This is a genomic window from Roseateles flavus (assembly GCF_039872765.1).
Taxonomy (GTDB): domain Bacteria; phylum Pseudomonadota; class Gammaproteobacteria; order Burkholderiales; family Burkholderiaceae_C; genus Roseateles_B; species Roseateles_B flavus.
In genome coordinates this window covers 360,928-382,478 of the sequence record NZ_JBDPZC010000003.1, presented here as the reverse complement: position 1 = coordinate 382,478, position 21,551 = coordinate 360,928, and the positions used below count along the sequence as shown (strand labels likewise).

General features: G+C 69.5%; 21 protein-coding genes. 14 read left to right on the top strand and 7 right to left on the bottom strand.

Annotated features, from left to right (window positions below; genetic code table 11):
• Positions 1-36: 36 nt before the first annotated feature.
• The 3 genes from ABDJ40_RS09600 to sorT form a co-directional block, all read right to left on the bottom strand.
• Positions 37-789: a hypothetical protein gene (locus ABDJ40_RS09600; RefSeq protein WP_347609065.1), complete on the bottom strand. Its 753-nt coding sequence runs from the start codon at positions 787-789 to the stop codon at positions 37-39.
• Positions 790-914: 125 nt separating this feature from the next.
• Positions 915-1,283: a SorU family sulfite dehydrogenase c-type cytochrome subunit gene (gene sorU, locus ABDJ40_RS09595; RefSeq protein ID WP_347609063.1), complete on the bottom strand. Its 369-nt coding sequence runs from the start codon at positions 1,281-1,283 to the stop codon at positions 915-917.
• A complete protein-coding gene (gene sorT, locus ABDJ40_RS09590) occupies positions 1,283-2,497 on the bottom strand; it encodes a SorT family sulfite dehydrogenase catalytic subunit (RefSeq protein WP_347609061.1) in 1,215 nt (404 codons plus the stop codon). Before sorT ends, sorU begins: the two co-directional genes overlap by 1 nt.
• A gap of 189 nt (positions 2,498-2,686) precedes the next feature.
• Between sorT and ABDJ40_RS09585 the strand changes: the two genes are divergently transcribed.
• Both ABDJ40_RS09585 and ABDJ40_RS09580 read left to right on the top strand, forming a co-directional pair.
• Complete coding sequence (locus tag ABDJ40_RS09585) at positions 2,687-3,859, top strand: rhodanese-like domain-containing protein (RefSeq protein WP_347609059.1); 1,173 nt, start codon at positions 2,687-2,689, stop codon at positions 3,857-3,859.
• A 226-nt stretch (positions 3,860-4,085) separates the two neighbouring features.
• Entirely contained in the window at positions 4,086-5,132 is a 1,047-nt protein-coding gene (locus ABDJ40_RS09580; RefSeq protein ID WP_347609057.1) for a M35 family metalloendopeptidase, read from the top strand.
• Between the two features lie 353 nt (positions 5,133-5,485).
• Here the strand turns inward: ABDJ40_RS09580 and ABDJ40_RS09575 are convergent, their stop codons facing one another.
• Positions 5,486-6,349: an HDOD domain-containing protein gene (locus ABDJ40_RS09575; RefSeq protein WP_347609055.1), complete on the bottom strand. Its 864-nt coding sequence runs from the start codon at positions 6,347-6,349 to the stop codon at positions 5,486-5,488.
• Between the two features lie 330 nt (positions 6,350-6,679).
• Between ABDJ40_RS09575 and ABDJ40_RS09570 the strand changes: the two genes are divergently transcribed.
• Both ABDJ40_RS09570 and ABDJ40_RS09565 read left to right on the top strand, forming a co-directional pair.
• The gene (locus ABDJ40_RS09570) at positions 6,680-7,294 is read left to right on the top strand and encodes a transglutaminase-like cysteine peptidase (protein WP_269629751.1); all 615 of its coding nucleotides are present in this window, start codon (positions 6,680-6,682) and stop codon (positions 7,292-7,294) included.
• Positions 7,295-7,331: 37 nt separating this feature from the next.
• Complete coding sequence (locus ABDJ40_RS09565; RefSeq protein ID WP_347609052.1) at positions 7,332-9,245, top strand: bifunctional diguanylate cyclase/phosphodiesterase; 1,914 nt, start codon at positions 7,332-7,334, stop codon at positions 9,243-9,245.
• 27 nt (positions 9,246-9,272) lie between these two features.
• On the opposite strand, the gene ABDJ40_RS09560 is transcribed toward ABDJ40_RS09565, so the two are convergent.
• Positions 9,273-9,821: an NUDIX hydrolase gene (locus tag ABDJ40_RS09560; protein ID WP_347609050.1), complete on the bottom strand. Its 549-nt coding sequence runs from the start codon at positions 9,819-9,821 to the stop codon at positions 9,273-9,275.
• Between the two features lie 94 nt (positions 9,822-9,915).
• Here ABDJ40_RS09560 and maiA point away from each other — a divergent pair, with 94 nt between their 5' ends.
• Both maiA and pgeF read left to right on the top strand, forming a co-directional pair.
• Positions 9,916-10,554, top strand: coding sequence for a maleylacetoacetate isomerase (gene maiA, locus ABDJ40_RS09555; RefSeq protein WP_347609048.1), 639 nt, complete (start codon positions 9,916-9,918; stop codon positions 10,552-10,554).
• Positions 10,551-11,336 (top strand): peptidoglycan editing factor PgeF, encoded by a 786-nt coding sequence (gene pgeF / locus ABDJ40_RS09550; protein ID WP_347609046.1) that lies wholly within the window; start codon positions 10,551-10,553, stop codon positions 11,334-11,336. Before maiA ends, pgeF begins: the two co-directional genes overlap by 4 nt.
• Here pgeF and ABDJ40_RS09545 read toward each other — a convergent pair.
• Positions 11,268-11,582, bottom strand: coding sequence for a hypothetical protein (locus ABDJ40_RS09545; protein WP_347609044.1), 315 nt, complete (start codon positions 11,580-11,582; stop codon positions 11,268-11,270). The two genes, pgeF and ABDJ40_RS09545, sit on opposite strands and share 69 nt — an antisense overlap.
• Positions 11,583-11,823: 241 nt before the next feature.
• On the opposite strand from ABDJ40_RS09545, the gene phaC reads away from it, so the two are divergent.
• The 3 genes from phaC (at position 11,824) to phbB (ending at position 15,740) form a co-directional block, all read left to right on the top strand.
• On the top strand, positions 11,824-13,569 hold the full coding sequence (gene phaC, locus ABDJ40_RS09540) for a class I poly(R)-hydroxyalkanoic acid synthase (protein ID WP_430765624.1): 1,746 nt from the start codon (positions 11,824-11,826) through the stop codon (positions 13,567-13,569).
• A gap of 64 nt (positions 13,570-13,633) precedes the next feature.
• Complete coding sequence (locus ABDJ40_RS09535) at positions 13,634-14,815, top strand: acetyl-CoA C-acetyltransferase (protein ID WP_269629745.1); 1,182 nt, start codon at positions 13,634-13,636, stop codon at positions 14,813-14,815.
• Positions 14,816-14,996: 181 nt separating this feature from the next.
• The gene (phbB, locus tag ABDJ40_RS09530; RefSeq protein WP_347609041.1) at positions 14,997-15,740 is read left to right on the top strand and encodes an acetoacetyl-CoA reductase; all 744 of its coding nucleotides are present in this window, start codon (positions 14,997-14,999) and stop codon (positions 15,738-15,740) included.
• A gap of 135 nt (positions 15,741-15,875) precedes the next feature.
• Here phbB and ABDJ40_RS09525 read toward each other — a convergent pair whose 3' ends face one another.
• Positions 15,876-16,682, bottom strand: a complete 807-nt coding sequence (locus ABDJ40_RS09525; protein WP_347609039.1) for an IclR family transcriptional regulator — start codon at positions 16,680-16,682, stop codon at positions 15,876-15,878.
• Between the two features lie 87 nt (positions 16,683-16,769).
• On the opposite strand from ABDJ40_RS09525, the gene ABDJ40_RS09520 reads away from it, so the two are divergent.
• From ABDJ40_RS09520 to ABDJ40_RS09500, 5 genes are all read left to right on the top strand, one after another.
• Positions 16,770-17,582: a TIGR00266 family protein gene (locus tag ABDJ40_RS09520; protein WP_347609037.1), complete on the top strand. Its 813-nt coding sequence runs from the start codon at positions 16,770-16,772 to the stop codon at positions 17,580-17,582.
• 137 nt (positions 17,583-17,719) lie between these two features.
• The gene (locus ABDJ40_RS09515; RefSeq protein WP_347609035.1) at positions 17,720-18,709 is read left to right on the top strand and encodes a YncE family protein; all 990 of its coding nucleotides are present in this window, start codon (positions 17,720-17,722) and stop codon (positions 18,707-18,709) included.
• Complete coding sequence (locus tag ABDJ40_RS09510; protein ID WP_347609033.1) at positions 18,709-19,515, top strand: polysaccharide deacetylase family protein; 807 nt, start codon at positions 18,709-18,711, stop codon at positions 19,513-19,515. Before ABDJ40_RS09515 ends, ABDJ40_RS09510 begins: the two co-directional genes overlap by 1 nt.
• Before the next feature lie 38 nt (positions 19,516-19,553).
• On the top strand, positions 19,554-20,537 hold the full coding sequence (locus ABDJ40_RS09505) for a sterol desaturase family protein (RefSeq protein WP_347609031.1): 984 nt from the start codon (positions 19,554-19,556) through the stop codon (positions 20,535-20,537).
• A gap of 103 nt (positions 20,538-20,640) precedes the next feature.
• The gene (locus tag ABDJ40_RS09500) at positions 20,641-21,543 is read left to right on the top strand and encodes an EI24 domain-containing protein (RefSeq protein ID WP_347609029.1); all 903 of its coding nucleotides are present in this window, start codon (positions 20,641-20,643) and stop codon (positions 21,541-21,543) included.
• Positions 21,544-21,551: the final 8 nt, after the last annotated feature.

Here is a 21,551-nt window from a genome sequence, read left to right as displayed (position 1 = left end):
CCGCTGGCGGACGCCCGGCGTCCAGCCCTCGCGACGTCAGGCGGGCTGCCCTTCGCGGCGGCGCTGCTCGCGGCGCTGGCGCACGGCTTCGGTGACGGCGGCCAGCTCCTCGCTCTGGCGGGCCAGCTCGCCACGCAGGCGCATGTGGTCGCTGACCGCCTCGTCCAGTGCGCCGAGGTCGGTGCGCACGGTGTCCCACACAGGCTGCACGCCCGTGGGCTCGCGCTCGCGGCGTGCACGGCCCAGCTGCCGGCCCCAGGCGATGCCCAGGACCAGGGCCAGCGCGGCGCTGCTGGCGATCAGGCCCAGCAGATGGCGGTTCAGCGCGAGGGTGTCCGGCGTCGGGTTGGCGTCCTCCAGGCGCCGGACCTGCAGGGACCAGCGCTGGCCGTTGTTGACCGGAAGAATCCAGGTGGCCGGGCCCGAGAGCCCGTCGTGCACGCGGCGCGCCTGCGGACCGCCTTGCCAGGCCTCGGTCCATGCGGGGGTGTCGGCCACCAGCAGCAGCTCCGAACGGAAGGGGGTGTTGAGCGCATAGGCGCGCAGTACGGCCAGGGTCTCCTGGCGGGCTCGGAAGGCCATCACCTCATCGTTCTGCGCGCCGGGCCGGCGCATCGGGCGCGCCAGTTCAACGGCCAGCTGCCTCACGGCCTGGTACTCGGCCAGGCGCGGGTCGGCCTGCAGCGGCGGCGGCAATGCCGCCTGGAGCTGCAGGTACTGGTAGCAGCTCAGGCCGGCCAATCCGGTCAGCAGGGCCAGGAACAGCCCCAGGCGCCAGCGACGTGACATGACATTCCTCTCCCTGAGTGCGCGCATCGTAGGGAGAGGGGGCGGCGCGCCTGCACAGGGTTTGACCGCAGCGCCGTGCACTACTGCACGAACGCTCGTGCGGCACGGCGCCCGGCCCCCCGGGGTCAGGGCTTGACGCTGCCCGCCGAGCGCGAGACGAACTGGGCCAGGGCTTCCATGTCAGCCGCATCCAGCTTGCCGGCGTAGCTGGGCATGACGCCCAGCCCGCTCTGCAGCACCCGCCGCACGCGGGCAGCGTCCGGCTTGAGTTCGTCCAGCACCGGACCGATCTCCCCGCTGCTGCCCGCGGCGGCCAGCGTGTGGCAGACCGCGCAAGCCGGGGTGGCCTTGGCCGTGAAGAGCTCGCGGCCGCGCTGCAGCTGGGCATCCTCGGCGGCCTGGGCCGCCGGAGAAAGGCCCGCAGCCAGCAGGGCGAGAAGGGCCAACCACAGGCCTGCAGGCGACGGGCGCATGCCGGGGTCAGGTCTTGCCATCAGGCCACCACCAGCTTGACGGCGTGGTCGCGCCAGCTGTTGTTGTTGTAGCCATGGGCGTTCTCGACGCGGTCAGCGGGCTGCACGTTGCCGGCGGTGTCCACCGCGCGGCTGGCCAGCTGGTAGGTGCCTGCCGGCAGCTGCACGGACAGCGCGAACTGGCGCCAGGCGAAGCGCCCGAGGTCGGGGCCGACCAGGCGGGCCGTGTGCCAGCTGTCGCCGCCATCCACGCTCACCTCCACCCGCTCGATGGCCTTGGTGCCGGCGAAGGCCACGCCATGGATCTGCACGCGGCCGGCCTTCACCGGGCCGGCGTCGGCCGCCGGGCCGTTGATCCAGGACTTGACGTTCATCTCCCAGACCGAGGCCTGGTCCGGGCTGGTCTGGGCGCCCGGCGGGGTCATGCGGTAGCCGTGAGCCATGATCTTGGCCTTGGACTCGCTGGCGTCGAAGGACAGGCGCTTGATGTACTTGATGTTGTTGACGCCCTGGTAGCCCGGCACGATCAGGCGCAGGGGGCCGCCGTGGGCCAGGGACAGGGGCTCGCCGTTCATCTCCCAGGCCAGCAGGCAGTCCTCCAGGGCCTTGATGGGCACGGAGCGCTCGACGACCACGCTCAGCGGGTCCACGCCCTCGGGCAGCTTCTCGCCACCGGTGCCGGTCAGGAAGACAGCGCCCTCGGCCAGGCCGCCCAGCGCGGCGACGACGGTGCGCACCGGCACGCCGCTCCACAGCACGCAGCCTGCAGCACCCACGGTCCAGGGCGTGCCGCTGGGCTTGCTGGGGAAGAAGCCGCGGCCATTGCCCGAGCACTGCAGCACGGTGGCGACGGTCTCCAGGCCCAGGGTCTTGAGTTCGGCCAGGCTGAGGCTGCGCGGCTGCTTCACGCCGCTGACCTCCAGGGTCCATTCGTCGCGCTTGTCCAGGATGCTGGCGTCCGGCGCGGGCAGGTTGTTGCGGATGTAGAGCTGCTGGGCCGGCGTGATCACGCTGCTGCCGAAGGCGCTGCGGCGGGTCTCGATGGTGGTGCCGCTGTGCACCACCAGGGCGGCCGGGTTCTTCCACGCAGCATAGGCGGGCAGGGGCTTGGCGGGCGGCAGGGCGGCGGGGGAAGCCCCCTGGGCCTGGGCCCAGCTGCTGAGGCCCAGGGCGCCCAGGGCGGTGGCAGCACCCCCCAGTACACGGCGGCGGGCAATCAGATCGTCATGGCTCATCTTGGCTCCTTATCGTCATGGTCGTGGCCCGGAGGGCGCAGCGCGCATTGTGGGGGTTGACGGATTGCACACGACCCGGTTCTAGAGGACGCAGCTGTGACGATCTGAAACAAAACTCACCGTCATTCGACAGTGTGTGTGCGAATGTCCCACTACGCTGAGCGCCTATCAAAACAGTTGGGGATGTTCATGAGCAATAAAAAAGGCATGCAGGTGGTGGGTGCGGTCTTGCTGGGCCTGCAACTGGCAGGGCAGGCGCAGGCGGGCGTCAACGCCATGGTGGTGGTGGAGCCCACCGCGCGCAAGGCGGGGCTGACCGTCTCCCAGCAGGGCGTGGAGGCCGGCCTGGGCAAGGTGCTGGGTCAGCCCGTCAGCCTGGGCACCAGCGAAGACCTCACCGACATGATGCGGGCCACCCGCAGCGGCGGCTACGAGCTCTTCATCGGCCCGGCGCAGATCGCCGCTTCCGCGCTGAGCCGCGGCTATGAACTCCTCGGGGCGACCCAGGGCTCCGAGCCCTTCGTGCTGGTGGCCCGTGCCGACATGGCGGACCTCGGCGCCCTGCGCGGCAAGCGCCTGTACCTGCCGCAGCAGGATTCCATCTACACCTACATGGCGCGCGGCCTGCTGACGCAGGGCGGGCTGTCCATGCAGGACTTGCGCGTGGCGCATGAGCGCTATCCCCAGGCCGGCCTCGCCGCGCTGCTGGTGGGCAGCGCCGACGCGACCGTGGTGCGCCAGAGCGAATGGAAGGAGTGGCAGGGCCAGTACGGCCAGGCGGCCAAGGTGCTGGCCAGCTCCGAGCCCGTGCCCGGCGGCTTCAGCGTGGTCGTCAAGAAGGACATGCCGCCCGAGGCCCGCATGCGCCTGGCTCAGTGGTTCGCCGCGGTGCCAGCCAGCACGGGCCTGAGCCAGGCTCGCTTCAAGCCGGAGATGCAGGAGTACAAGCGCGTGGCCGACCTCGGCCACTTCACGCCCATCCAGCTGCCCGGCGTGACCCGCGTGAGTGCCCGCGAGGCCCAGCAGCTGCAGGCCAAGGGCGCCGTGCTGGTGGACACCCGCATCGAGAAGGAATACCAGGCTCGCCACATCCGCGGCGCGCTGTGGCTGCCCTATGTGGAGAAGAGCCTCAAGGACGTGGCCTTCAACCCCGCTCTCGACGACTTCAGCGCCCTGGACAAGACCGACAAGCTCAAGCCCTCGCAGGCGGTGATCTTTGCCTGCAACGGCGCCGAGTGCTGGAAGTCCTACAAGGCCGCCAAGATGGCGCAGTCCAAGGGTTTCAAGACGGTGTACTGGCTGCGCGGCGGCCTGCCGGAGTGGGAGGCCGAAGGCCTGCCCGTGGAGGCGGCAGGCAGCTGAGGCCGCAGTGCGCCGGGGCCCGTCGCCCAGCAGGGCAGGGCGGGCGAAGATGTCATGAAAGCTCGCGCACCTGCCTCATCGTTTTCCCTTCATGCCTGTCCCCTGCAGCGTTGACTGTAGGTCCTGACAGTTGGCGCCCCGGAGGTGCCTCCCTAGAGTCGCCGGCAGCCTGCCCATCACCACGGGGGTGATGGGCAGGCACCCCTCTAACTCGATGGAGTCACCGATGAACCAAACCATGGTCAAGTGGGCAATCCTGGCCGGCGCTGCCACCGCAGCGGTCTCGGCGCAGGCCGCAGGTCTGTCCGTCCGTCTGGAAGTGGCCAGCCCGGTCGTGAAGGGCGATGTGGACGTCCACGTCACCCTCACGCTCACCAACACCTCGCGCACCCCCCTGTTCCTGCCCAAGACGCAGCTGCCGGGCGAGGTGCATGAGTCCGCGCTGTTCCGCATCACGCGCGACGGCGAGCCTGTGGCCTACACCGGCCGCCTGGTGAAGCGCAGCGCCGCTGCCGAGCGCGAAGTCGTGCGCCTGGCGCCGGGTGCTTCCATGAGCTTCCAGGTGGAGCTGACGGGTGCCTACGACCTGAGCCAGAACGGCCGCTATGCCATCGAGTACGTGGGCCTGGCCAAGCAGCAGTCGGGCCAGACCGCCCTGCTGGCGCCGGATGCCGGCAGCGCCCCGGTCTACCTGTGGCTGGAGGGCCGCACTCAGCAGCCCGAGGCGCAGGTCGCGCTGGCCCCCTCGCTGGCCGCCTCCATCTCCTACACGGGCAACTGCACGTCCACGCAGAAGAGCACGCTGGCCAGCGCCGTGAACGCGGCGACCAACTACTCGCAGTCCGCCTACACCTACCTGAGCGCCACGCCCTCGGCGACCACGCGCTACAAGACCTGGTTCGGTGCCTTCAGCACCACGGGCTGGAACACGGCCAAGTCCCACTACGCCAAGACCCTGGACGCCTTCAAGACCAAGGCCCTGGTGCTGGACTGCAGCTGCAAGGACTCGGGCACCTATGCCTACGTGTATCCCAACCAGCCCTACAAGATCTATGTCTGCGGCGCCTTCTGGTCGGCCCCGATGACGGGCACGGACTCCAAGGGCGGCACCCTGGTGCATGAGATGACCCACTTCACCGTGGTCGCCGGCACGGACGACTGGGCCTATGGCCAGAGCGCGGCCAAGTCCCTGGCGCTGTCCAATCCCACCAAGGCGCTGGACAACGCGGACAGCCACGAGTACTTCGCCGAGAACACGCCAAGTCTGCCGTGAGCTGTTGACCCCTCGCCCAGTTTCGCCCTGCTGAACGCGGGCGAAGCTGGGCGGTCCCCCGGGGGGACGGCAATGAGGGCGGCGTCGAGCCGCCCTCATTGCCAGGTGGGCCGGCTTGGGAGCGGCCCGGCGCCGGCCCCTGGATGCGCCCCCTTGCCCAGTTTCGCCCTGCTGAACGCGGGCGAAGCTGGGCGGTCCCCCGGAGGACGGCATTGAGGGCGGCGTCGAACCGCCCTCAATGCCAGGTGGGCCGGCTTGGGAGCGGCCCGGCGCCGGCCCCTGGATGTGGCCCCGCGCCGGCCCTGAATGCGAAAGGCAGGCTCTTGGCCTGCCTTTCTTCTTTTCGGCGGCGCCTATTCCTCGGCGAGGAGGTCCTGGACGGCTTCGTTCCAGACGTCGAGCTCCTCGTCGTCGATGTGCAGCCAGTCCATGGCGCGGCGGTGGTGGCTGGCCCAGTCGGCGTCTTCGGGCAGTCCTTCGTGGCGGCGCATGAGGTGCTCGGCGATCAGGCCGGCGGCGACGAGGGTGTGGATCTCGGGCTCGATGTCGGCGTCGCCCAGAGACTCGAAATCATGGTGCAGGCGGATCGCCGCCATCAGCGAAGGGGCGAGGTTCCAGGCGCGAGCCAGCAGGGCACCCACCACGGCGTGATCCGTCTTGTGATTGGCGTTCTCGGTGGCGATGTAGGGGCGGTCGATGCGGGCGCCGGCCTCCACCATGGTCGCGCCATAGCCGCGCACACTCTGCAACAGCACCGGGATGCCCACATGGCAGAAGAGACCGTAGGTATGGGCCAGGTCGGGCGAGAGGCCCGGCAGCTGGCGGGCGATGTAGCGCATCGCATGGGCGCGCTTGGCCGCACGCTGCCAGAAGCGCGTGAGGTGCGGGCTGTTGACGGGGATGGCATTGCGCAGCGCAAAGCTGGTCAGGATGGCCGCGGTCTCGTCCAGTCCCAGGCGCGTCATCGCCTGGCCCACCGCGCTGCAGGGCATGCCGTCGGCGAGGTGCAGGGGGCTGTTGGCGATGCGCAGCAGGGTGGCGGACATGGCCACGTCGCTGGACGCGATACGGGCTACCTCGGTGAGATCCGGTTCGGGCCCCTGCATGGCCTGCTGCAGGCGCTGCAGCATCTCGGGGCAGGGGGGGATGACGATCTGGCGCAGGGGACCGGTGGCACGGGCCTGGTCCAGCTCCTGGCGAATGGCTTGAGACTTCATGAAGGACGGGGGCCGGCAAAGAGGGGGCCTCGGTGCGCCCGATTATCGGGGGCAGCCCGTGTCGGGACTTGACGCAAACTGTGGAAATTCCCCGCTCTGGGAGACTTGCTGAAGTCAGGCGGCCGCCGCCTTCTCGATTCACCGCGGGGGAGCGGACGGGCGAGCGATACTGGCCCGGTCCATGCATCCCGCGACCTCCCCGTTGCAGAGAAACCCAGGCATCCCTTGCTGTCGCTGACCGCTCACCCAGCCCCTGCGAGCTGCCGTGCCGCAAGCCTGCTGCAGGCGTGCCCCTGGCCGGCGTTGCGGCGTGGGCGGCAGCTGCTGCTGATGGCCTTGCTGACCGGCCTGTGCCTGTGGAGCCAGGCGCTGGACAGCGGCCGCCTGCTGGAGGTCGCCGCCGGCCGTTCGGCCAAGGCCCTGGCCGGCGCGCGGGCCCTCACGCAGATGCTCGAGAAGGCCCAGGGGCTGGACGAGGAGGGCCGCCTCGCCGCGGTCAACGACTTCTACAACCGCCGCATCCAGTTCCGTGACGACCAGGAGGTCTGGGGCGTGGTGGACTACTGGGCCAGCCCGCTGGAGACCCTGGAGAAGGGCCGGGGCGATTGCGAGGACTACGCCATCGCCAAGTACTTCAGCCTCCTGGCCCTGGGGCTGGAACCGGCCCAGCTGCGCCTGGTCTACGTCCGCGCGATGCTGGATGGCCGGCCGCAGGCGCATATGGTGCTGGCCTACTATGCGCAGCCACAATCCGAGCCCTTGATCCTGGACAACCTGCAGACCCAGGTGCGGCCGGCGTCGGCGCGCACGGACCTGTCACCGGTCTTCAGCTTCAACAGCGAGGGACTGTGGAGCGGCGTGGCCGGTGCGCCGGCGGGGAATCCCACGGCCCGCCTGTCGCAATGGCGCGACGCGCTGGGCAAGGCCAGGGCGGAGGGCTTCTAATGAACAGTGCCGAGGGGAATCACTCACCATGTCTTTGATGCGTCAAGTCGCGGTCTTGCTGCTCGCCGTGCTGCTGCTGGCCCTGATGGCCAGCGTCGCGGTGTCGGCCAGCTCGGTGCGCGAGGTGCTGCAGACCCAGCTGCAACTGAAGAACGAGGACAACGCCGGCGCCCTGGCCCTGGCCCTGTCCCAGCAGCAGGGCGACGAGAGCCTCATGAGCCTGCTGATCTCGGCGCAGTTCGACACCGGCGCCTACCAGTCCCTGCGCTGGAAGCGGGCAGACGGCACGGTCGCCTTCGAGAAGACCGCCCGAGGCGGCCAGGGCGGCGCGCCCGGCTGGTTCATCGCCTGGCTGCCGCTGGACGTGCACCCCGGCGTGGCCCAGGTCTCGGACGGCTGGAAGGCCCTGGGCAGCGTGGAGGTGCGCAGCCAGAGCGCCTTTGCGCACGAGACCTTGTGGCAGAGCTTTCTGCGCATCGCCGCCTGGCTGGCCGGCGTGGGCGTCGTGGCCGTGGGCCTGGCGGCCCTGGGCCTGCGCCGCATCCGCGAACCCCTGGACGCCGCGGTGCAGCAGGCCAACGCCCTGGTCCAGGGGCAGTTCATGACCATCGAGGAGGCGCGCGTTCCCGAGCTCGCCCGCCTGACCGGCGCACTCAACACCATGGTGGCCAAGGTCCGCTCCCTGTTCGAGGCGCAGGCCGAGCAGCTGCAGGTGCTGCAGCGGCAGGCCTACTGCGACGGGCTGACCGGCCTGACGGTGCGCAAGCAGTTCCTGGCCGAGTTCGAGTCCGCGCTCAACAGGGATGACGGCCCGGTGCGCGGCGGCTTCATCCTGCTGCGCCTGTGCTCGCTGGCCGAGCTCAACCAGCGCCAGGGCCATCAGCAGGTCGACCAGCTGATCCAGGCCATCGCCCGCGCGGTCAAGGCCTACCCCGACCGGGTGCGCGGCTGCCTCGCCGGGCGGCTCAACGGTGCGGACCTCGCCCTGTGGCTGCCCGCGCCCGACGTCGCCGAGGACACGGCCCAGGCCCTGGCCGAGGCCCTGCGCTCGGGACTGCATGGCGGCGAAGGCGGCGTGCACCTGGCCGTGGCGGCCGTCGACATGGGGCGCAGCCGGCCGATGTCCCAGTGGTTTGCCGAGGCCGATGCCGTGCTGGCCCGCGCCGAGCAGGGCACGGGCGTCTGCGTGGCCTTCCAGCGCGTGGCGGACGAAGACCAGCCGGCCCAGGGCGAACGCGTCTGGCGCCAGCAGATCAGCGACTGTCTGGACGCCGGCCGTGCCCGCCTGCAGCCCTTCCCGGTGATGGACCGCCAGGGCCTGCTGCTGCACTGGGAATGCCCGCTGCAGCTGCAGCTGCTGCCGCAGGGCGAGTTCCTGCAGGCGGCGCGCTGGCTGCCCCTGGCGCTGCGCAGCAAGCTCAGTGCCGAGACTGACCTGCGCGCCGTGCAGCTGGCGCTGACGGCGATCGCCGAGGACGGCCAGCCCCGCTGCGTGAACCTGGCGCCGGCGTCCCTGCAGGAGGGGGGCTTCGTGGCGCGGCTGCGCGAGCTGGTCTTCCAGTCGCCGCAGTCCGCGCGCCGCCTGGGCCTGGAGCTGGGGGAGTCGGCCGCGCAGCTGCATTTCGAGCTGCTGCATGAGCTGGGCCGGCAGATCCGCCCGCTGGGCGTGGTGCTGGGTCTGGAGCATGCCGGCGCGGGCCTGGCCCAGGTCGACCGGCTCTACCAGGCCGGGCTGGACTATGTGAAGCTGGACGCCGCGGTGGTTTCCGGCATCTCCGGCGATGCCTCGCGGGCCGCCTTCGTGCGCGGCCTGGTCATCATGCTGCGCAGCCTGGCGCTGAAGGTCTACGCAGAGGGCGTCAACGACGGCCTGGACGCCCAGGCGCTATGGGACATCGAGATCGACGGCATCACCGGCCCCTGGGCGACGGGGCAGATGATCAAGCCCTGAGCCTCAGGGCGGCAGGCAGCGCGGTCTTCAGCGGATGTCCGCGCTGTGCAGGCCGTAGCCCTGGCCGCCGCGGCGGTCCTCGAAGAAACAGACGAGGGTCTCGCGCACGGTGCGGAAGGCCAGCTCGTCCCAGGGGATCTCGTCCTCGCGGAAGAGGCGGGCCTCCAGCGTCTCGGGGCCGGGGTTGAACGCGGGGGACAGCAGCCGTGCCCGGTAGAAGAGGTGGACCTGGCCGGCCTGCACCACGTTGTGCACGCAGTAGAGCCCTTGCAGCTCGATGCGGGCGCCGGCTTCCTCGTCGGTCTCGCGCAGCGCGCCCTCGGCGGTGGTCTCGCCCAGCTCCATGAAGCCGGCCGGCAGCGTCCACTTGCCATAGCGCGGCTCGATGGCGCGCTTGCACAGCAGGACCTGGTCTTCCCACACGGGCAGGGTGCCCACCACATTGAGCGGGTTCTCGTAGTGGATGGCCGCGCAGACGGTGCAGGTGGCCCGCTCGCGGTTGTCGTCGGCCGGCACCTGGTAGTCAACCTGGCTGCCGCAGCTGGGGCAATGCTTGAAGCGTCGGGTGAGGAACATCGATCCAGTGTAGCGGGCCCGTGGCAACATACCGGGATCGGCCCCTGGCAGCACTCCGGCACTCGGGCGCCCATCACCCGTCATCCGAACGATCATGGAACTCTTCAACTACTTCCGCTCCTCCGCCTCCTTCCGCGTGCGCATCGCCCTGGCGCTCAAGGGTCTGGACTACGACTACCGCAGCGTGCACCTGGCGAAGAACGAGCAGTTCAAGGAGTCCTACGCCGCGGTCTCCGCCTCGCGCCTGGTGCCCCTGCTGCGTGACGGCGAGGCCAGCGTCACTCAGTCCATGGCCATCATCGAATACCTGGACGAGACCCATCCCGAGCCGCCCCTGCTGCCCCGCGAGGCCCTGGACCGGGCCTACGTCCGCGCGCTGTCCCAGGACATCGCCTGCGAGATCCATCCGCTCAACAACCTGCGCGTGCTGCGCTACCTGACGCAGGAGATGGGCGTCAGCGACGAGAACAAGGACCGCTGGTACCGCCACTGGGTGGAGACCGGCCTGGAGGTGGTCGAGCGCCGCCTGGTGGGCGAGGAACGTGCAGGCGCCTTCTGCTTCGGCGACACCCCCGGCATGGCCGACTGCCTGCTCGTGCCCCAGGTCTTCAATGCCCAGCGCTTCCATGCTCGCCTGGACCACGTGCCCACGGTGATGCGCATCCATGAGGCCTGCATGAAGCTGGACGCCTTCGCCAAGACCCAGCCCTCGGCCTGCCCGGACGCTGAATGAGCGTGGCGATCCACCCTGACTGGATCCGGCCCGACTGGGAGGCGCCCCAGGTGCGCGCCCTCATGAGCACGCGTGCCGGCGGCGTCAGCACCGGTCCCTATGCCAGCCTCAATGTGGGCTCGGCGGTGCAGGACGAGCCCGCGGCCGTCGAGGAGAACCGGCGGCGCGTGGCCGAGGCGCTGGGCGCGCAGCTGGTCTTTCTGCCCCAGGTTCACGGCAGCAAGGTGCTGACGCTCAAGCCCGAGTGGGCGCGTCCGGAGGCACGTGTGCCCAAGGCCGATGCCTGCATCAGCACCATCCCGGGGCTGGGCTGCGCCATTCAGGTGGCGGATTGCCTGCCGGTGCTCTTCGCTGCACCAAAGGCGGTCGGCGGCGCACATGCCGGCTGGCGCGGCCTGGCCGGCGGCGTGCTCGAGAACACCGTGCAGGCCCTGTGCGAGGCCTCGGGCTGCGAGCCGGGCGAGATCCAGGCCTGGCTCGGTGCCTGCATCGGCCCCGAGGCCTTCGAGGTGGGGGCGGACGTGCTGGAGGCCTTCGGCGTCGAGCCGGGCGCCGACCTGGGCGCAGCCCAGGGCCAGCTTTTCCGCTACCAGCCCAATGCGGCGGGCGAGCCGCGCTGGCGGGCCAACCTGGCGGCGCTGGCGGCGCTGCGTCTGCGGGCGGCCGGCGTCACGCGCCAGGGCGGTGGCCGCTGGTGCACCTTCAGCGATCCCTCACGGTTCTTTTCCTACCGGCGGGAGCGGCTCAGCGGGCGCATGGTGGCCGCCATCACCCTGGCCTGAGGCTGCGGGAGGCTCGCTCACGGGCTGAGCCAGCGCACGGGCCGATGCCGCGGCCTGGGCCTCGGCCAGGTGCCGCGCCCGGCGCCTCGCTGGTGTGCCGACGAGGTACAGCACCAGCGCCATCGGCGCCACGCCATAGAGCAGGAATGTGATGAGGGCCCCGAAGAGGCTGCCCTGCGGACTGCTGGCTTCGGCCAGGGCCATCATGAGGGCAACGTAGAGCCAGGCGATCGCGATGAGGTACATGGACGAAGGAAGAGGGGCGGGAGGCTTGCCTCGCGATCCTCGAATCGCGAGCGTCATAAGAAGGTAAGTTTTCAAGCGTACAACAAGGACTGTGGCAAGCTTCTTGCCTGGCTATGCTTGCCGAGCTGGCTCACGACGTGAGCCCCCCCGGCGGCGAGGCCCGGCCCGAGGTCCCGGACCCTGGTGCGAGACTGTCATGAACGGCGCTGCCCCGGCGGCCGTTCCTTCCGCGAGGAGACACATGAATTCCAAGAGCAAGGATGCGGGCGCCGCATCCGCCACCGATCCCTTCTCCCTGGGTGCTGCCGCAGAGGCCGCCGGCAAGATGGCCGAGCACATGGCCGCCGATTTCCAGGCCGGCATGGGCGAGGCGATGAAGACCTTCGCCGGCCTGAAGGTGCCCGTGGATGCCTGGGCAGCCCTGCAGAAGGACTACCTCAGCCAAGCCAGCGGGCTGTGGAACCAGGCCGTTACTGCCTCTGCCGGCCATCCCGCCAAGCTGCCGGACCGGCGCTTCGCCAGCGAGGCCTGGGGCAGCAATCCGGTCGCGGCCTTCACGGCCCAGCTCTACCTGCTCAATGCCCAGACCCTGCAGCGCATGGCCGAGCAGGTGGAGGGGGATGACAAGACGCGTGCCCGCATCAAGTTCGCGGTGCAGCAGTTTGTCGATGCCTCGGCGCCCAGCAACTTCCTGGCCCTCAATCCCGAGGCTCAGCAGCTGGCGCTCAAGACCCAGGGCGAGAGCATCGCCCGCGGCATGCAGCTGCTGTGGGCGGACATGCAGCGCGGCCATGTCTCGCAGACGGACGAGTCCGCCTTCGAGGTGGGGCGCAACGTGGCCACCACCGCCGGCGACGTCGTCTTCGAGAACGACTTCTTCCAGCTGATCGAGTACAAGCCCCTGACCAAGGAGGTGCACGAGCTGCCCTTCCTGATGGTGCCGCCCTGCATCAACAAGTACTACATCCTCGACCTGCAGCCGGACAACTCCCTGATCCGCTATGCCGTGGAGCAGGGGCACCGCACCTTCGTCGTGAGCTGGCGCAATCCCGATGAGTCCTGCGCGGGCTGGACCTGGGACGACTACATCGAGCAGGCCGCCATCCAGGCCATCCGCACGGTGCAGGCCATCAGCGGCAGCAAGAAGATCAACGCCCTGGGCTTCTGCGTGGGCGGCACCATCCTCGCCACCGCCCTGGCCGTGCTGGCCGCGCGCGGCGAGCAGCCCGCGGCCAGCGTGACCCTGCTGACCACCCTCATCGACTTCGCCAGCAACGGCGTGCTGGACCTCTTCGTCGACGAGGGCTCGGTGCGCCTGCGCGAGATGAGCATCGGCCCCGATGCGCCCAAAGGCCCCGGCCTGCTCAAGGGGCAGGAGCTGGCCACCACCTTCAGCTTCCTGCGGCCCAACGATCTGGTCTGGAACTACGTGGTGGGCAACTACCTCAAGGGCGAGGCGCCGCCGGCCTTCGACCTGCTCTACTGGAACGGCGACTCGACCAATCTGCCCGGCCCCATGTACTGCTGGTACCTGCGCCACACCTATCTGCAGAACGAGCTGAAGAAGCCCGGCGCGCTGACCGTCTGCGGCGAGCGCCTGGACCTTGGCGCCATCGAGGCCCCGGTCTACATCTACGGTTCGCGCGAGGACCACATCGTGCCCTGGGACGCAGCCTACCGCAGCACTCAGGTCTTCAAGGGCCGGAAGCGCTTTGTGCTGGGCGCCTCGGGCCACATCGCCGGCGTGATCAACCCGCCGGCCAAGAAGAAGCGCAGCTTCTGGACCGGCAAGACCGCGGCCCTGCCCGCCGAGGCTGGCCAGTGGCTGGAGACCGCCGTCGAGCATCCCGGCTCCTGGTGGACCGACTGGTCGCACTGGCTGGCCAGCCATGCCGGCGCGATGAAGCCTGCGCCCAAGACGCCGGGCAATCGCCAGCACAAGGCCATCGAGCCCGCGCCGGGCCGCTATGTGAAGCACAAGGCCTGACCCCCGCATCGCAGGCGGTGCCTGGCGCGCCGCCTGCCTCATTCCCCTTTTCGGAGATTTCCGCATGAGCACCGAGATCGTCATCGTCGCCGCGGCGCGTACCGCCATTGGCAAGTTCGGCGGCAGCCTGTCCAGGACCGCCGCCCCGGAGCTGGGCGCCACCGTGGTGCGCGAGCTGCTGCGCCGCTCGGGTGTCGCACCCGAACAGATCGGCGAAGTCATCCTGGGCCAGGTGCTGACTGCCGGCTCGGGCCAGAACCCGGCGCGCCAGACCGTGATCAAAGCCGGCCTGCCGCATGCCGTGCCGGCCATGACCATCAACAAGGTCTGCGGTTCCGGCCTGAAGGCGGTGATGCTGGCGGCCCAGGCCATCCGCGACGGGGACTCCGAGATCATCATTGCCGGCGGCCAGGAGAACATGAGCCTGGCGCCCCACGTGCTGCCCGGCTCGCGCGAGGGCCAGCGCATGGGCGACTGGAAGCTCGTGGACACCATGATCGTGGACGGCCTCTGGGACGTCTACAACCAGTACCACATGGGCATCACGGCGGAGAACGTGGCGAAGCAGTACGCCATCAGCCGCGAGGCCCAGGACGCCCTGGCGCTGGGCTCGCAGCAGAAGGCCGCCGCGGCGCAGGACGCCGGCCGCTTCAAGGACGAGATCGTGCCGGTGAGTCTGCCGCAGAAGAAGGGCGACCCCATCGTCTTCGACACGGACGAGTTCATCAACCGCAAGACCAATGCCGAGGCCCTGGCCGGCCTGCGCCCCGCCTTCGACAAGGCCGGCTCGGTGACCGCGGGCAATGCCTCCGGCCTCAACGACGGTGCCGCCGGCCTGCTGCTGATGAGCGCCGACAAGGCCAAGGCCCTGGGCCTGACGCCGCTGGCGCGCATCGCGTCCTATGCCAGCGCGGGCCTGGATCCGGCCACCATGGGCATGGGCCCGGTGCCGGCCGCCCGCAAGGCCCTGCAGCGCGCCGGCTGGACGCCGCAGGACCTGGACCTGCTGGAGATCAACGAGGCCTTCGCGGCCCAGGCCTGCGCGGTCCATCAGGAGATGGGCTGGGATCTGGCCAAGGTGAATGTCAACGGCGGTGCGATCGCCCTGGGCCATCCCATCGGGGCCTCGGGCGCGCGCATCCTCGTGACCCTGCTGCACGAGATGCAGCGTCGCGATGCGAAGAAGGGCATCGCCTCGCTGTGCATCGGCGGCGGCATGGGCGTGGCGCTCTGCGTGGAGCGCTGACACGGAGGGATTTCGGGGAGCTCTCAGGGCCAACCCGCTTGACCCCTGATGGGGGCTGGGCGAGCCTGGGGTTCCGGCAATGCGCGTCTTCTTCGAATGACAACAGCAGCCCGGATGGCGCGTAGGACGCGGCGCCGACACCGGGCTCCCCTGAACAGCCATGGAGGCGAAGGAGATTCACATGACTCAAACACAGAAAGTTGCATACGTCACCGGCGGCATGGGCGGCATCGGTACCGCCATCTGCCGCAAGCTGCACAACGCGGGCCACAAGGTCATCGCGGGCTGCGGCCCCAGCCGTGACTTCCAGAAGTGGCTCGACGAGCAGAAGGCCGATGGCTACACCTTCTACGCCTCCGTCGGCAATGTGGCCGACTGGGAATCGACGGTGGCGGCCTTCAGCAATGCCATCGCCGAGCACGGCCCCATCGACGTGCTCGTCAACAACGCCGGCATCACCCGGGACCGCATGTTCCTGAAGATGACGCCGGAGGACTGGAAGGCGGTGATCGACACCAACCTCAATTCCATGTTCAACGTGACCAAGCAGGTCGTGCCGGGCATGGTGGAGAAGGGCTGGGGCCGCATCATCCAGATCAGCTCGGTCAATGGCGAGAAGGGTCAGGCCGGTCAGACCAACTACTCGGCCGCCAAGGCTGGCATGCACGGCTTCACCATGGCGCTGGCGCAGGAGCTGGCGGCCAAGGGCGTGACGGTCAACACCGTGAGCCCCGGCTACATCGGCACCGACATGGTCCGTGCCATCAAGCCCGAGGTGCTGGAGAAGATCGTCGCCACCATCCCCGTGAAGCGCCTGGGCACGCCCGATGAAATCGGCTCCATCGTCGCCTGGCTGGCCGGCGAGGACTCCGGCTTCACCACCGGTGCCGACTTCTCCTGCAACGGCGGATTGCATATGGGGTGACCCCCCCTACCGGCTTCGCCGGCCTTGCAGGCCGCGCCAGGCCAGAGGCCTGGCCTTCGGCCGGACACAAACGGCTCGCCGTTTGTGTCCGGCCTCAGCCCCCCTCGGGGGGGCCGGCGAAGCCGGCAGGGGGGGTCAGGTCTTGATCTGGAGGAGCCGAGAGATGCTGCGTGCCGAATCCAGGAGGCGGGGCAGGGCGTTTTCCAGCAGGGCCTCGGGCGGGGTGCGGTTGACCTGGGCGCCGATGTTGAGCGCGGCGATGGTCTGGCCTTGGCGGTCGACGATGGGGGCGGCCAGGGACACGAGGCCGTCTTCCAGTTCCTGGTTGACCAGGCACCAACCCTGTTCGCGGGCCTGCAGGATGCGGGTGCGGACCTCGTCGAGGTTCATCGCGGTGCGCTGGGTGTAGGGCTGCCACTTCACCTGGGCCAGGTGCTGGTCCAGCTGGGCATCGGGCTGGCCGGCCAGCAGCACGCGGCCCATGGAGGTGCACCAGGCTGGCAGGCGGCTGCCCACGCCCAGGTTCACGCTCATGATCTTGCGGGCGGGCACGCGCAGCACGTAGACGATGTCCTGACCCTCCAGCACCGCGGCCGAGCAGCTTTCCTTCAGGTCGCTGGCCAGCACCTGCATCACCGGCTCGGCGAACTGCCACAGGGGCTGCGAGGACAGGTAGGCGAAGCCCAGGTCCAGGATCTTGGGAGTCAGGGAGAAGAGCCGGCCCTCGGTGCGCACATAGCCCAGGGTCTCCAGGGTCAGCAGGATGCGGCGCGCGCCGGCACGGGTCAGGCCGCAGCGGCGGGCGACCTCGGTGAGCGTCTGGGCAGAGGCCTCGGCGCTGAAAGCCCTGATGACGGAAAGGCCGCGCGCGAAGGACTGCACATAGCTGTCCCCCGGCTTCAGTACGGGCTCCCCCCGGGGCTGCGTCGTCGACTCGTCCATGCGGCGCAGTATAGGCAGTGGTCTGCGGCAAATGGGTTTGCATTCGTTAACATCGCCGGGCCAAGGTTTTTATGAGGAGGACTGGCAATGGCAATGGATGTCGTGGACTACGAGATCAAGGGCGCGGAAATGCAATTCGTCGAGGTCGAGCTGGACCCCGGCGAGGCGGCGATCGGCGAGGCGGGCAGCATGATGTTCATGGACGCCGGCATCGCCATGGACACCGTCTTCGGTGACGGCGGCGCCAACCAGGGCGGCTTCTTCGGCAAGCTGCTGGGCGCGGGCAAGCGGCTGATCACCGGTGAATCCCTGTTCACCACCGTCTACACGAACAACGGCAGCGGCAAGCAGCGCGTGGCCTTCGCGGCGCCCTACCCGGGCAAGATCCTGCCCATGGACCTGCGCCAGCTGGGCGGCACGCTGATCTGCCAGAAGGACGCCTTCCTGTGCGCGGCACGCGGCGTGTCCCTGGGTATCGCCGTGCAGCAGAAGCTCAGCACCGGCTTCTTCGGTGGCGAGGGCTTCATCATGCAGAAGCTGGACGGCGACGGCCTGGCCTTCGTGCATGCCGGCGGCACCGTGGTGCGCCGCACCCTGCAGCCGGGCCAGACCCTGCTGGTGGACACCGGCTGCGTGGTGGCCTACACGCCCAGCGTCAATTTCGAGATCCAGTACGTGGGCAAGATCAAGACGGCGCTGTTCGGCGGCGAGGGCCTGTTCCTGGCCAAGATGACCGGCCCCGGCGAGGTCTGGCTGCAGAGCCTGCCCTTCTCGCGCCTGGCCTCGCGCATCTTCGCCGCGGCTCCGCAGAACGGCGGCCGCAAGGAAGAGGGCTCCCTGCTGGGCGGCTTCGGCGCCGGCGGCGTGCTGGGCTCCATCCTGGGCGGCGACGACGAGTGAACAAGGGAGGCGGCCGGTGCCAGGGCCGCCTCCGGCTTGATCCAGCGCAGGCCCGCGGACCGCAGGGCGTGCAGGCGGGCGAATACACTTGAGGGTGATGGCGGTGACGATTGCCGCCCCCGGTTCAAGGAATTCTCATGTCCCGTTTCTGCCGGCCCCTGCTGGCCCTGGCGCTTCTGGCTGGTGCGGCCCCGGCCCAGGCCGCCCCGCACCCGCTGTTCGTCCTCAACTCCCTGGACGCCGACATCAGCGTCATTGACCCGGTGAGCTTCACCCAGCTGCGCCGCATCCCGACCGGCAAGGAGCCGCATCACCTGTATTTGTCGCCTGACGACAAGTCCATGATCGTCGCCAATGCCCTGGGCGACTCGCTGACCTTCATCGACCCAGTCACCGCCCAGGTGCAGCGCGTGCTGCACGGCATCACCGACCCCTACCACCTGCGCTTCTCCCCGGACATGAAGTGGTTCATCACCGCGGGCAACCGCCTGGACCACATCGCCCTGTACCGCTGGCAGCCGCAGAACGCCAAGGAGCCCCTGCAGCTGGTCAAGCGCATCCCGGCGCCCAAGACGCCCAGCCACCTCTATGTGGACACCAAGAGCACCGTGGTCTACGTGAGCCTGCAGGACTCCGACGAGATCACCGCCATCGACCTCACCACCCAGGCGCCGCGCTGGAAGGTGCCCGTGGGCAAGATGCCGGCCGACATCTTCCTGACCCAGGACGACAAGCACCTGCTGGTGGCCCTCACCGGCGACAGCCATGTCGAGGTCTATGACGTCAGCGGCCCCACGCCCAAGCTGGTCAAGCGCCTGCTGACGGGCGAGGGCGCCCACAGCTTCCGCTCCATGGGCGACAAGCGCCATGTGCTGGTCAGCAACCGCGCCAACAACACCATCAGCAAGATCGACCTGCAGGGCTTCACCGTGGTCGAGACCTTCAAGGCGCCCGGTGGCCCGGACGACATGGAGATCCTGCCCGACGGCAAGACCCTGCTCGTGACATCGCGCTGGGCCCGCAAGCTGACCATGATCGACCTGCAGACCAAGAAGGTCGTCAAGCAGGTCAACGTGGGCAAGTCGCCGCACGGGGTCTGGACCCTGGACCATGTGTCGAGGCAGTGATGAAGCAGTGGATCGCGGCGTCGGCCCTGGCCGTCGCCCTGGCGGCCCAGGCCGCCTGCAAACCCGATGAGAAGCCGGTCTTCCTGAGCTTCGACACCGGCCATATGGGCGTCGCGCCCCTGGTGGCGGACCTGCTCAAGCGCTACGACGCGCAGGCCACCTTCTTCCTGGCCAACGAGCCCACGCTGTCGGACGGTCGCACGCTGGACGAGGAATGGGCGCCCTGGTGGCGGGCCCGCGCGGCGGAAGGCCACGATTTCGGCTCCCACACCTGGTCGCACGACATCTGGATGGAGGACCTGCCCGACGGGCGCTTCCGCATGAAGGTGCAGGCCGGCGTCGAGCCGCCGAGGATCCGCGATCTCAGCGCGGCCGAGTACTGCGAGGAGCTCAACAAGACCGCCCAGCGCTTCACCGAGATGACCGGGCGCCGCCTGGATCCCATCTTCCGTGCGCCGGCCGGCAAGACCTCGCCGGCCCTGTTGGCCGCCGCCAAAGCCTGTGGCTACAGCCACGTGGGCTGGAGCCCGGCCGGCTTCCTCGGCGATGAGCTGCCCTCGGAGCGCTACCCGAACGAGCAGCTGCTCAGCCGTGCCTTGAAGAACGTCAAGCCGGGCGACATCCTGCTGGCCCACCTGGGCATCTGGTCCCGCCAGGATGCCTGGGCGCCGGCCGTGCTGGAGCCGCTGATGAAGGGCCTCAAGGACAAGGGCTACTGCTTCGCACCCCTGCGCGAGCATCCGCGCTATGCCGGCCTGATGCGCGGCGGCAGTGCCGAGCGTCCGCTGGCCGCGCGCAAGCCCTGACCCCACGATTCCGCACCGACCCGCACTGATCAACAGGCATGGACTGGTTCTCTGATCTCTTCGCGCAGGCCCAGCAGTGGCTGTTCGAGCTTGTCGTCCAGCCCCTGGGCTTTGCCCTGGGCCTGGGCAATCGCCTGGAGGAGGCCTATGACGGCACGGGCTGGCTGCTGGTCGGCCTGATCCAGGTGCTGCTGATGCTGGTGCTGATCCGCGGCCTGGAGCGCTGGCGGCCCGTGGAGCCGCAGCAGGACCGCAGCGCCGTTCGCGTCGACGTGCTCTACACCCTGATCCACCGCCTGGGCCTGTTCCGCCTGGCCATGTTCTTCAGCCTGGATCCGGTGCTGGACATGGTCTCGGGCGAGATGCGCCTGGCCGGCCTGCCCACCTGGCAGCTGGACGCGCTGTGGCCGGGCGTCAGCGATGTGCCCTGGGTCAGCTTTCTGCTGTACCTGCTGGTCTTCGACTTCTTCAATTACTGGCTGCACCGCGCCCAGCACCAGTTCGAGTGGTGGTGGGCCCTGCATTCCCTGCACCACAGCCAGCGCTCGATGAGCATGTGGAGCGACAACCGCAACCACCTGCTGGACGACATCCTGCGCGATGTCTTCTTCGTGCTGCTGGCCCGCTTCATCGGCGTGGAGCCGGGGCAGTTCGTGGCCCTGGTGGCCTTCTCGCAGCTGCTGGAGAACCTGCAGCACGCCAATGTGCGCCTGTGGTTCGGGCCGGTGCTGGAGCGGGTCTTCGTGAGCCCGCGCTTCCACCGCCTGCACCACTCCATCGGCATCGGCCATGAATCGGGCGGCAAGGGCACGCTGGGCGGCCACAACTTCGCCGTGCTCTTCCCGGTCTGGGACGTGCTGTTCGGCACCGCCAATTTCGAGCTGCGCTACGACCCCACCGGCGTGCGCGACCAGCTCGAGCAGGAGGGCGGCCGGGACTACGGCCGCGGCTTCTGGGCGCAGCAGTGGCTGGGCCTGAAGCGCCTCGCGGCAGCCCTGCGCCCGGCGCGACGCCAGGGCTGAGCACCCCTGACGGTCGGCACGGCGAGGGCGCCGGCGGCCTTGCTATGCTGAGCACCCCAGCGGACCCGGCACCTGGCCGGGCGCTGCCTCTTCTAGGAGATCCATGCTCAGCACCCTGTCCCGCGTGGCCGATGCCTTCTGGCGTGCCGCGGCCTACTGCCTGCATCCGCGCGTCATCGGCCTGTCCCTGCTGCCCCTGCTGATCGCCGGACCGCTGGCCTGGGCGCTCATGTACTTCTTCTGGGAGCCCGCCCTGGACAGCGTGCGGGCCAGCCTGGAGTCCTGGCGCCTGATCGAGACGGTGCTGACCTGGCTGGACCACGTCGGCCTGCAGGGCCTGCGCACGGCCATCGCGCCGCTGGTGCTGCTGTCCATGGCCGTACCGGCGCTGCTGGTATTCAGCCTGCTGCTGGTGGCCGTCTTCATGACGCCTGGCATGAGCAAGCTGGTCGCCCAGCGCCGCTTCCCGGGGCTTGAGCGCAAGCAGGGCGCGCCCTTCTGGCTGAGCGTGGCCTGGTCCCTCGGGCACACGCTGCTGGCCCTGCTGGCCCTGCTGCTGAGCATGCCCTTCTGGCTGATTCCGCCCCTGGCCCTGTTCCTGCCGCCGCTGATCTGGGGCTGGCTGGGCTATCGCGTCTTCGCCTTCGACGTGCTGGCCGAGCATGCCTCGCGCATCGAGCGGCGGCGCATCCTTGCCGAGCACAAGGTGCCGTTGCTGGGGCTGGGCCTGCTGACCGGCTTCCTGGGCGCCGCGCCCACGGCGATCTGGGCCTTCGGCGTGCTGAGCCTGGCGCTGGCGCCTTTCCTGATCCTGGGCTCGGTCTTCCTCTACACCCTCGTCTTCGCCTTCAGCTCGCTGTGGTTCGCCCACTATTGCCTGCAGGCCCTGCATGAGCTGAGGCAGTCGCGTGCCGCGGAGGCGCCGGGTGATCTGCTGGATCCCCTGCCGCCGGGCCAGACGCCGCCGCCGGCGCTGGAGGTCGTGCCGGAACTGCCGCCGCAGTGAGGGGAGGG

What these genes read in the sequence shown, in the direction of transcription:
- ABDJ40_RS09600 (WP_347609065.1), bottom strand. Translation starts at nt 789, where the DNA reads ATGTCACGTCGCTGGCGCCTGGGGCTGTTCCTGGCCCTGCTGACCGGA.
- sorU (WP_347609063.1), bottom strand. Translation starts at nt 1,283, where the DNA reads ATGGCAAGACCTGACCCCGGCATGCGCCCGTCGCCTGCAGGCCTGTGG.
- sorT (WP_347609061.1), bottom strand. Translation starts at nt 2,497, where the DNA reads ATGAGCCATGACGATCTGATTGCCCGCCGCCGTGTACTGGGGGGTGCT.
- ABDJ40_RS09585 (WP_347609059.1), top strand. Translation starts at nt 2,687, where the DNA reads ATGAGCAATAAAAAAGGCATGCAGGTGGTGGGTGCGGTCTTGCTGGGC.
- ABDJ40_RS09580 (WP_347609057.1), top strand. Translation starts at nt 4,086, where the DNA reads ATGAACCAAACCATGGTCAAGTGGGCAATCCTGGCCGGCGCTGCCACC.
- ABDJ40_RS09575 (WP_347609055.1), bottom strand. Translation starts at nt 6,349, where the DNA reads ATGAAGTCTCAAGCCATTCGCCAGGAGCTGGACCAGGCCCGTGCCACC.
- ABDJ40_RS09570 (WP_269629751.1), top strand. Translation starts at nt 6,680, where the DNA reads ATGGCCTTGCTGACCGGCCTGTGCCTGTGGAGCCAGGCGCTGGACAGC.
- ABDJ40_RS09565 (WP_347609052.1), top strand. Translation starts at nt 7,332, where the DNA reads ATGCGTCAAGTCGCGGTCTTGCTGCTCGCCGTGCTGCTGCTGGCCCTG.
- ABDJ40_RS09560 (WP_347609050.1), bottom strand. Translation starts at nt 9,821, where the DNA reads ATGTTCCTCACCCGACGCTTCAAGCATTGCCCCAGCTGCGGCAGCCAG.
- maiA (WP_347609048.1), top strand. Translation starts at nt 9,916, where the DNA reads ATGGAACTCTTCAACTACTTCCGCTCCTCCGCCTCCTTCCGCGTGCGC.
- pgeF (WP_347609046.1), top strand. Translation starts at nt 10,551, where the DNA reads ATGAGCGTGGCGATCCACCCTGACTGGATCCGGCCCGACTGGGAGGCG.
- ABDJ40_RS09545 (WP_347609044.1), bottom strand. Translation starts at nt 11,582, where the DNA reads ATGTACCTCATCGCGATCGCCTGGCTCTACGTTGCCCTCATGATGGCC.
- phaC (WP_430765624.1), top strand. Translation starts at nt 11,824, where the DNA reads ATGAATTCCAAGAGCAAGGATGCGGGCGCCGCATCCGCCACCGATCCC.
- ABDJ40_RS09535 (WP_269629745.1), top strand. Translation starts at nt 13,634, where the DNA reads ATGAGCACCGAGATCGTCATCGTCGCCGCGGCGCGTACCGCCATTGGC.
- phbB (WP_347609041.1), top strand. Translation starts at nt 14,997, where the DNA reads ATGACTCAAACACAGAAAGTTGCATACGTCACCGGCGGCATGGGCGGC.
- ABDJ40_RS09525 (WP_347609039.1), bottom strand. Translation starts at nt 16,682, where the DNA reads ATGGACGAGTCGACGACGCAGCCCCGGGGGGAGCCCGTACTGAAGCCG.
- ABDJ40_RS09520 (WP_347609037.1), top strand. Translation starts at nt 16,770, where the DNA reads ATGGCAATGGATGTCGTGGACTACGAGATCAAGGGCGCGGAAATGCAA.
- ABDJ40_RS09515 (WP_347609035.1), top strand. Translation starts at nt 17,720, where the DNA reads ATGTCCCGTTTCTGCCGGCCCCTGCTGGCCCTGGCGCTTCTGGCTGGT.
- ABDJ40_RS09510 (WP_347609033.1), top strand. Translation starts at nt 18,709, where the DNA reads ATGAAGCAGTGGATCGCGGCGTCGGCCCTGGCCGTCGCCCTGGCGGCC.
- ABDJ40_RS09505 (WP_347609031.1), top strand. Translation starts at nt 19,554, where the DNA reads ATGGACTGGTTCTCTGATCTCTTCGCGCAGGCCCAGCAGTGGCTGTTC.
- ABDJ40_RS09500 (WP_347609029.1), top strand. Translation starts at nt 20,641, where the DNA reads ATGCTCAGCACCCTGTCCCGCGTGGCCGATGCCTTCTGGCGTGCCGCG.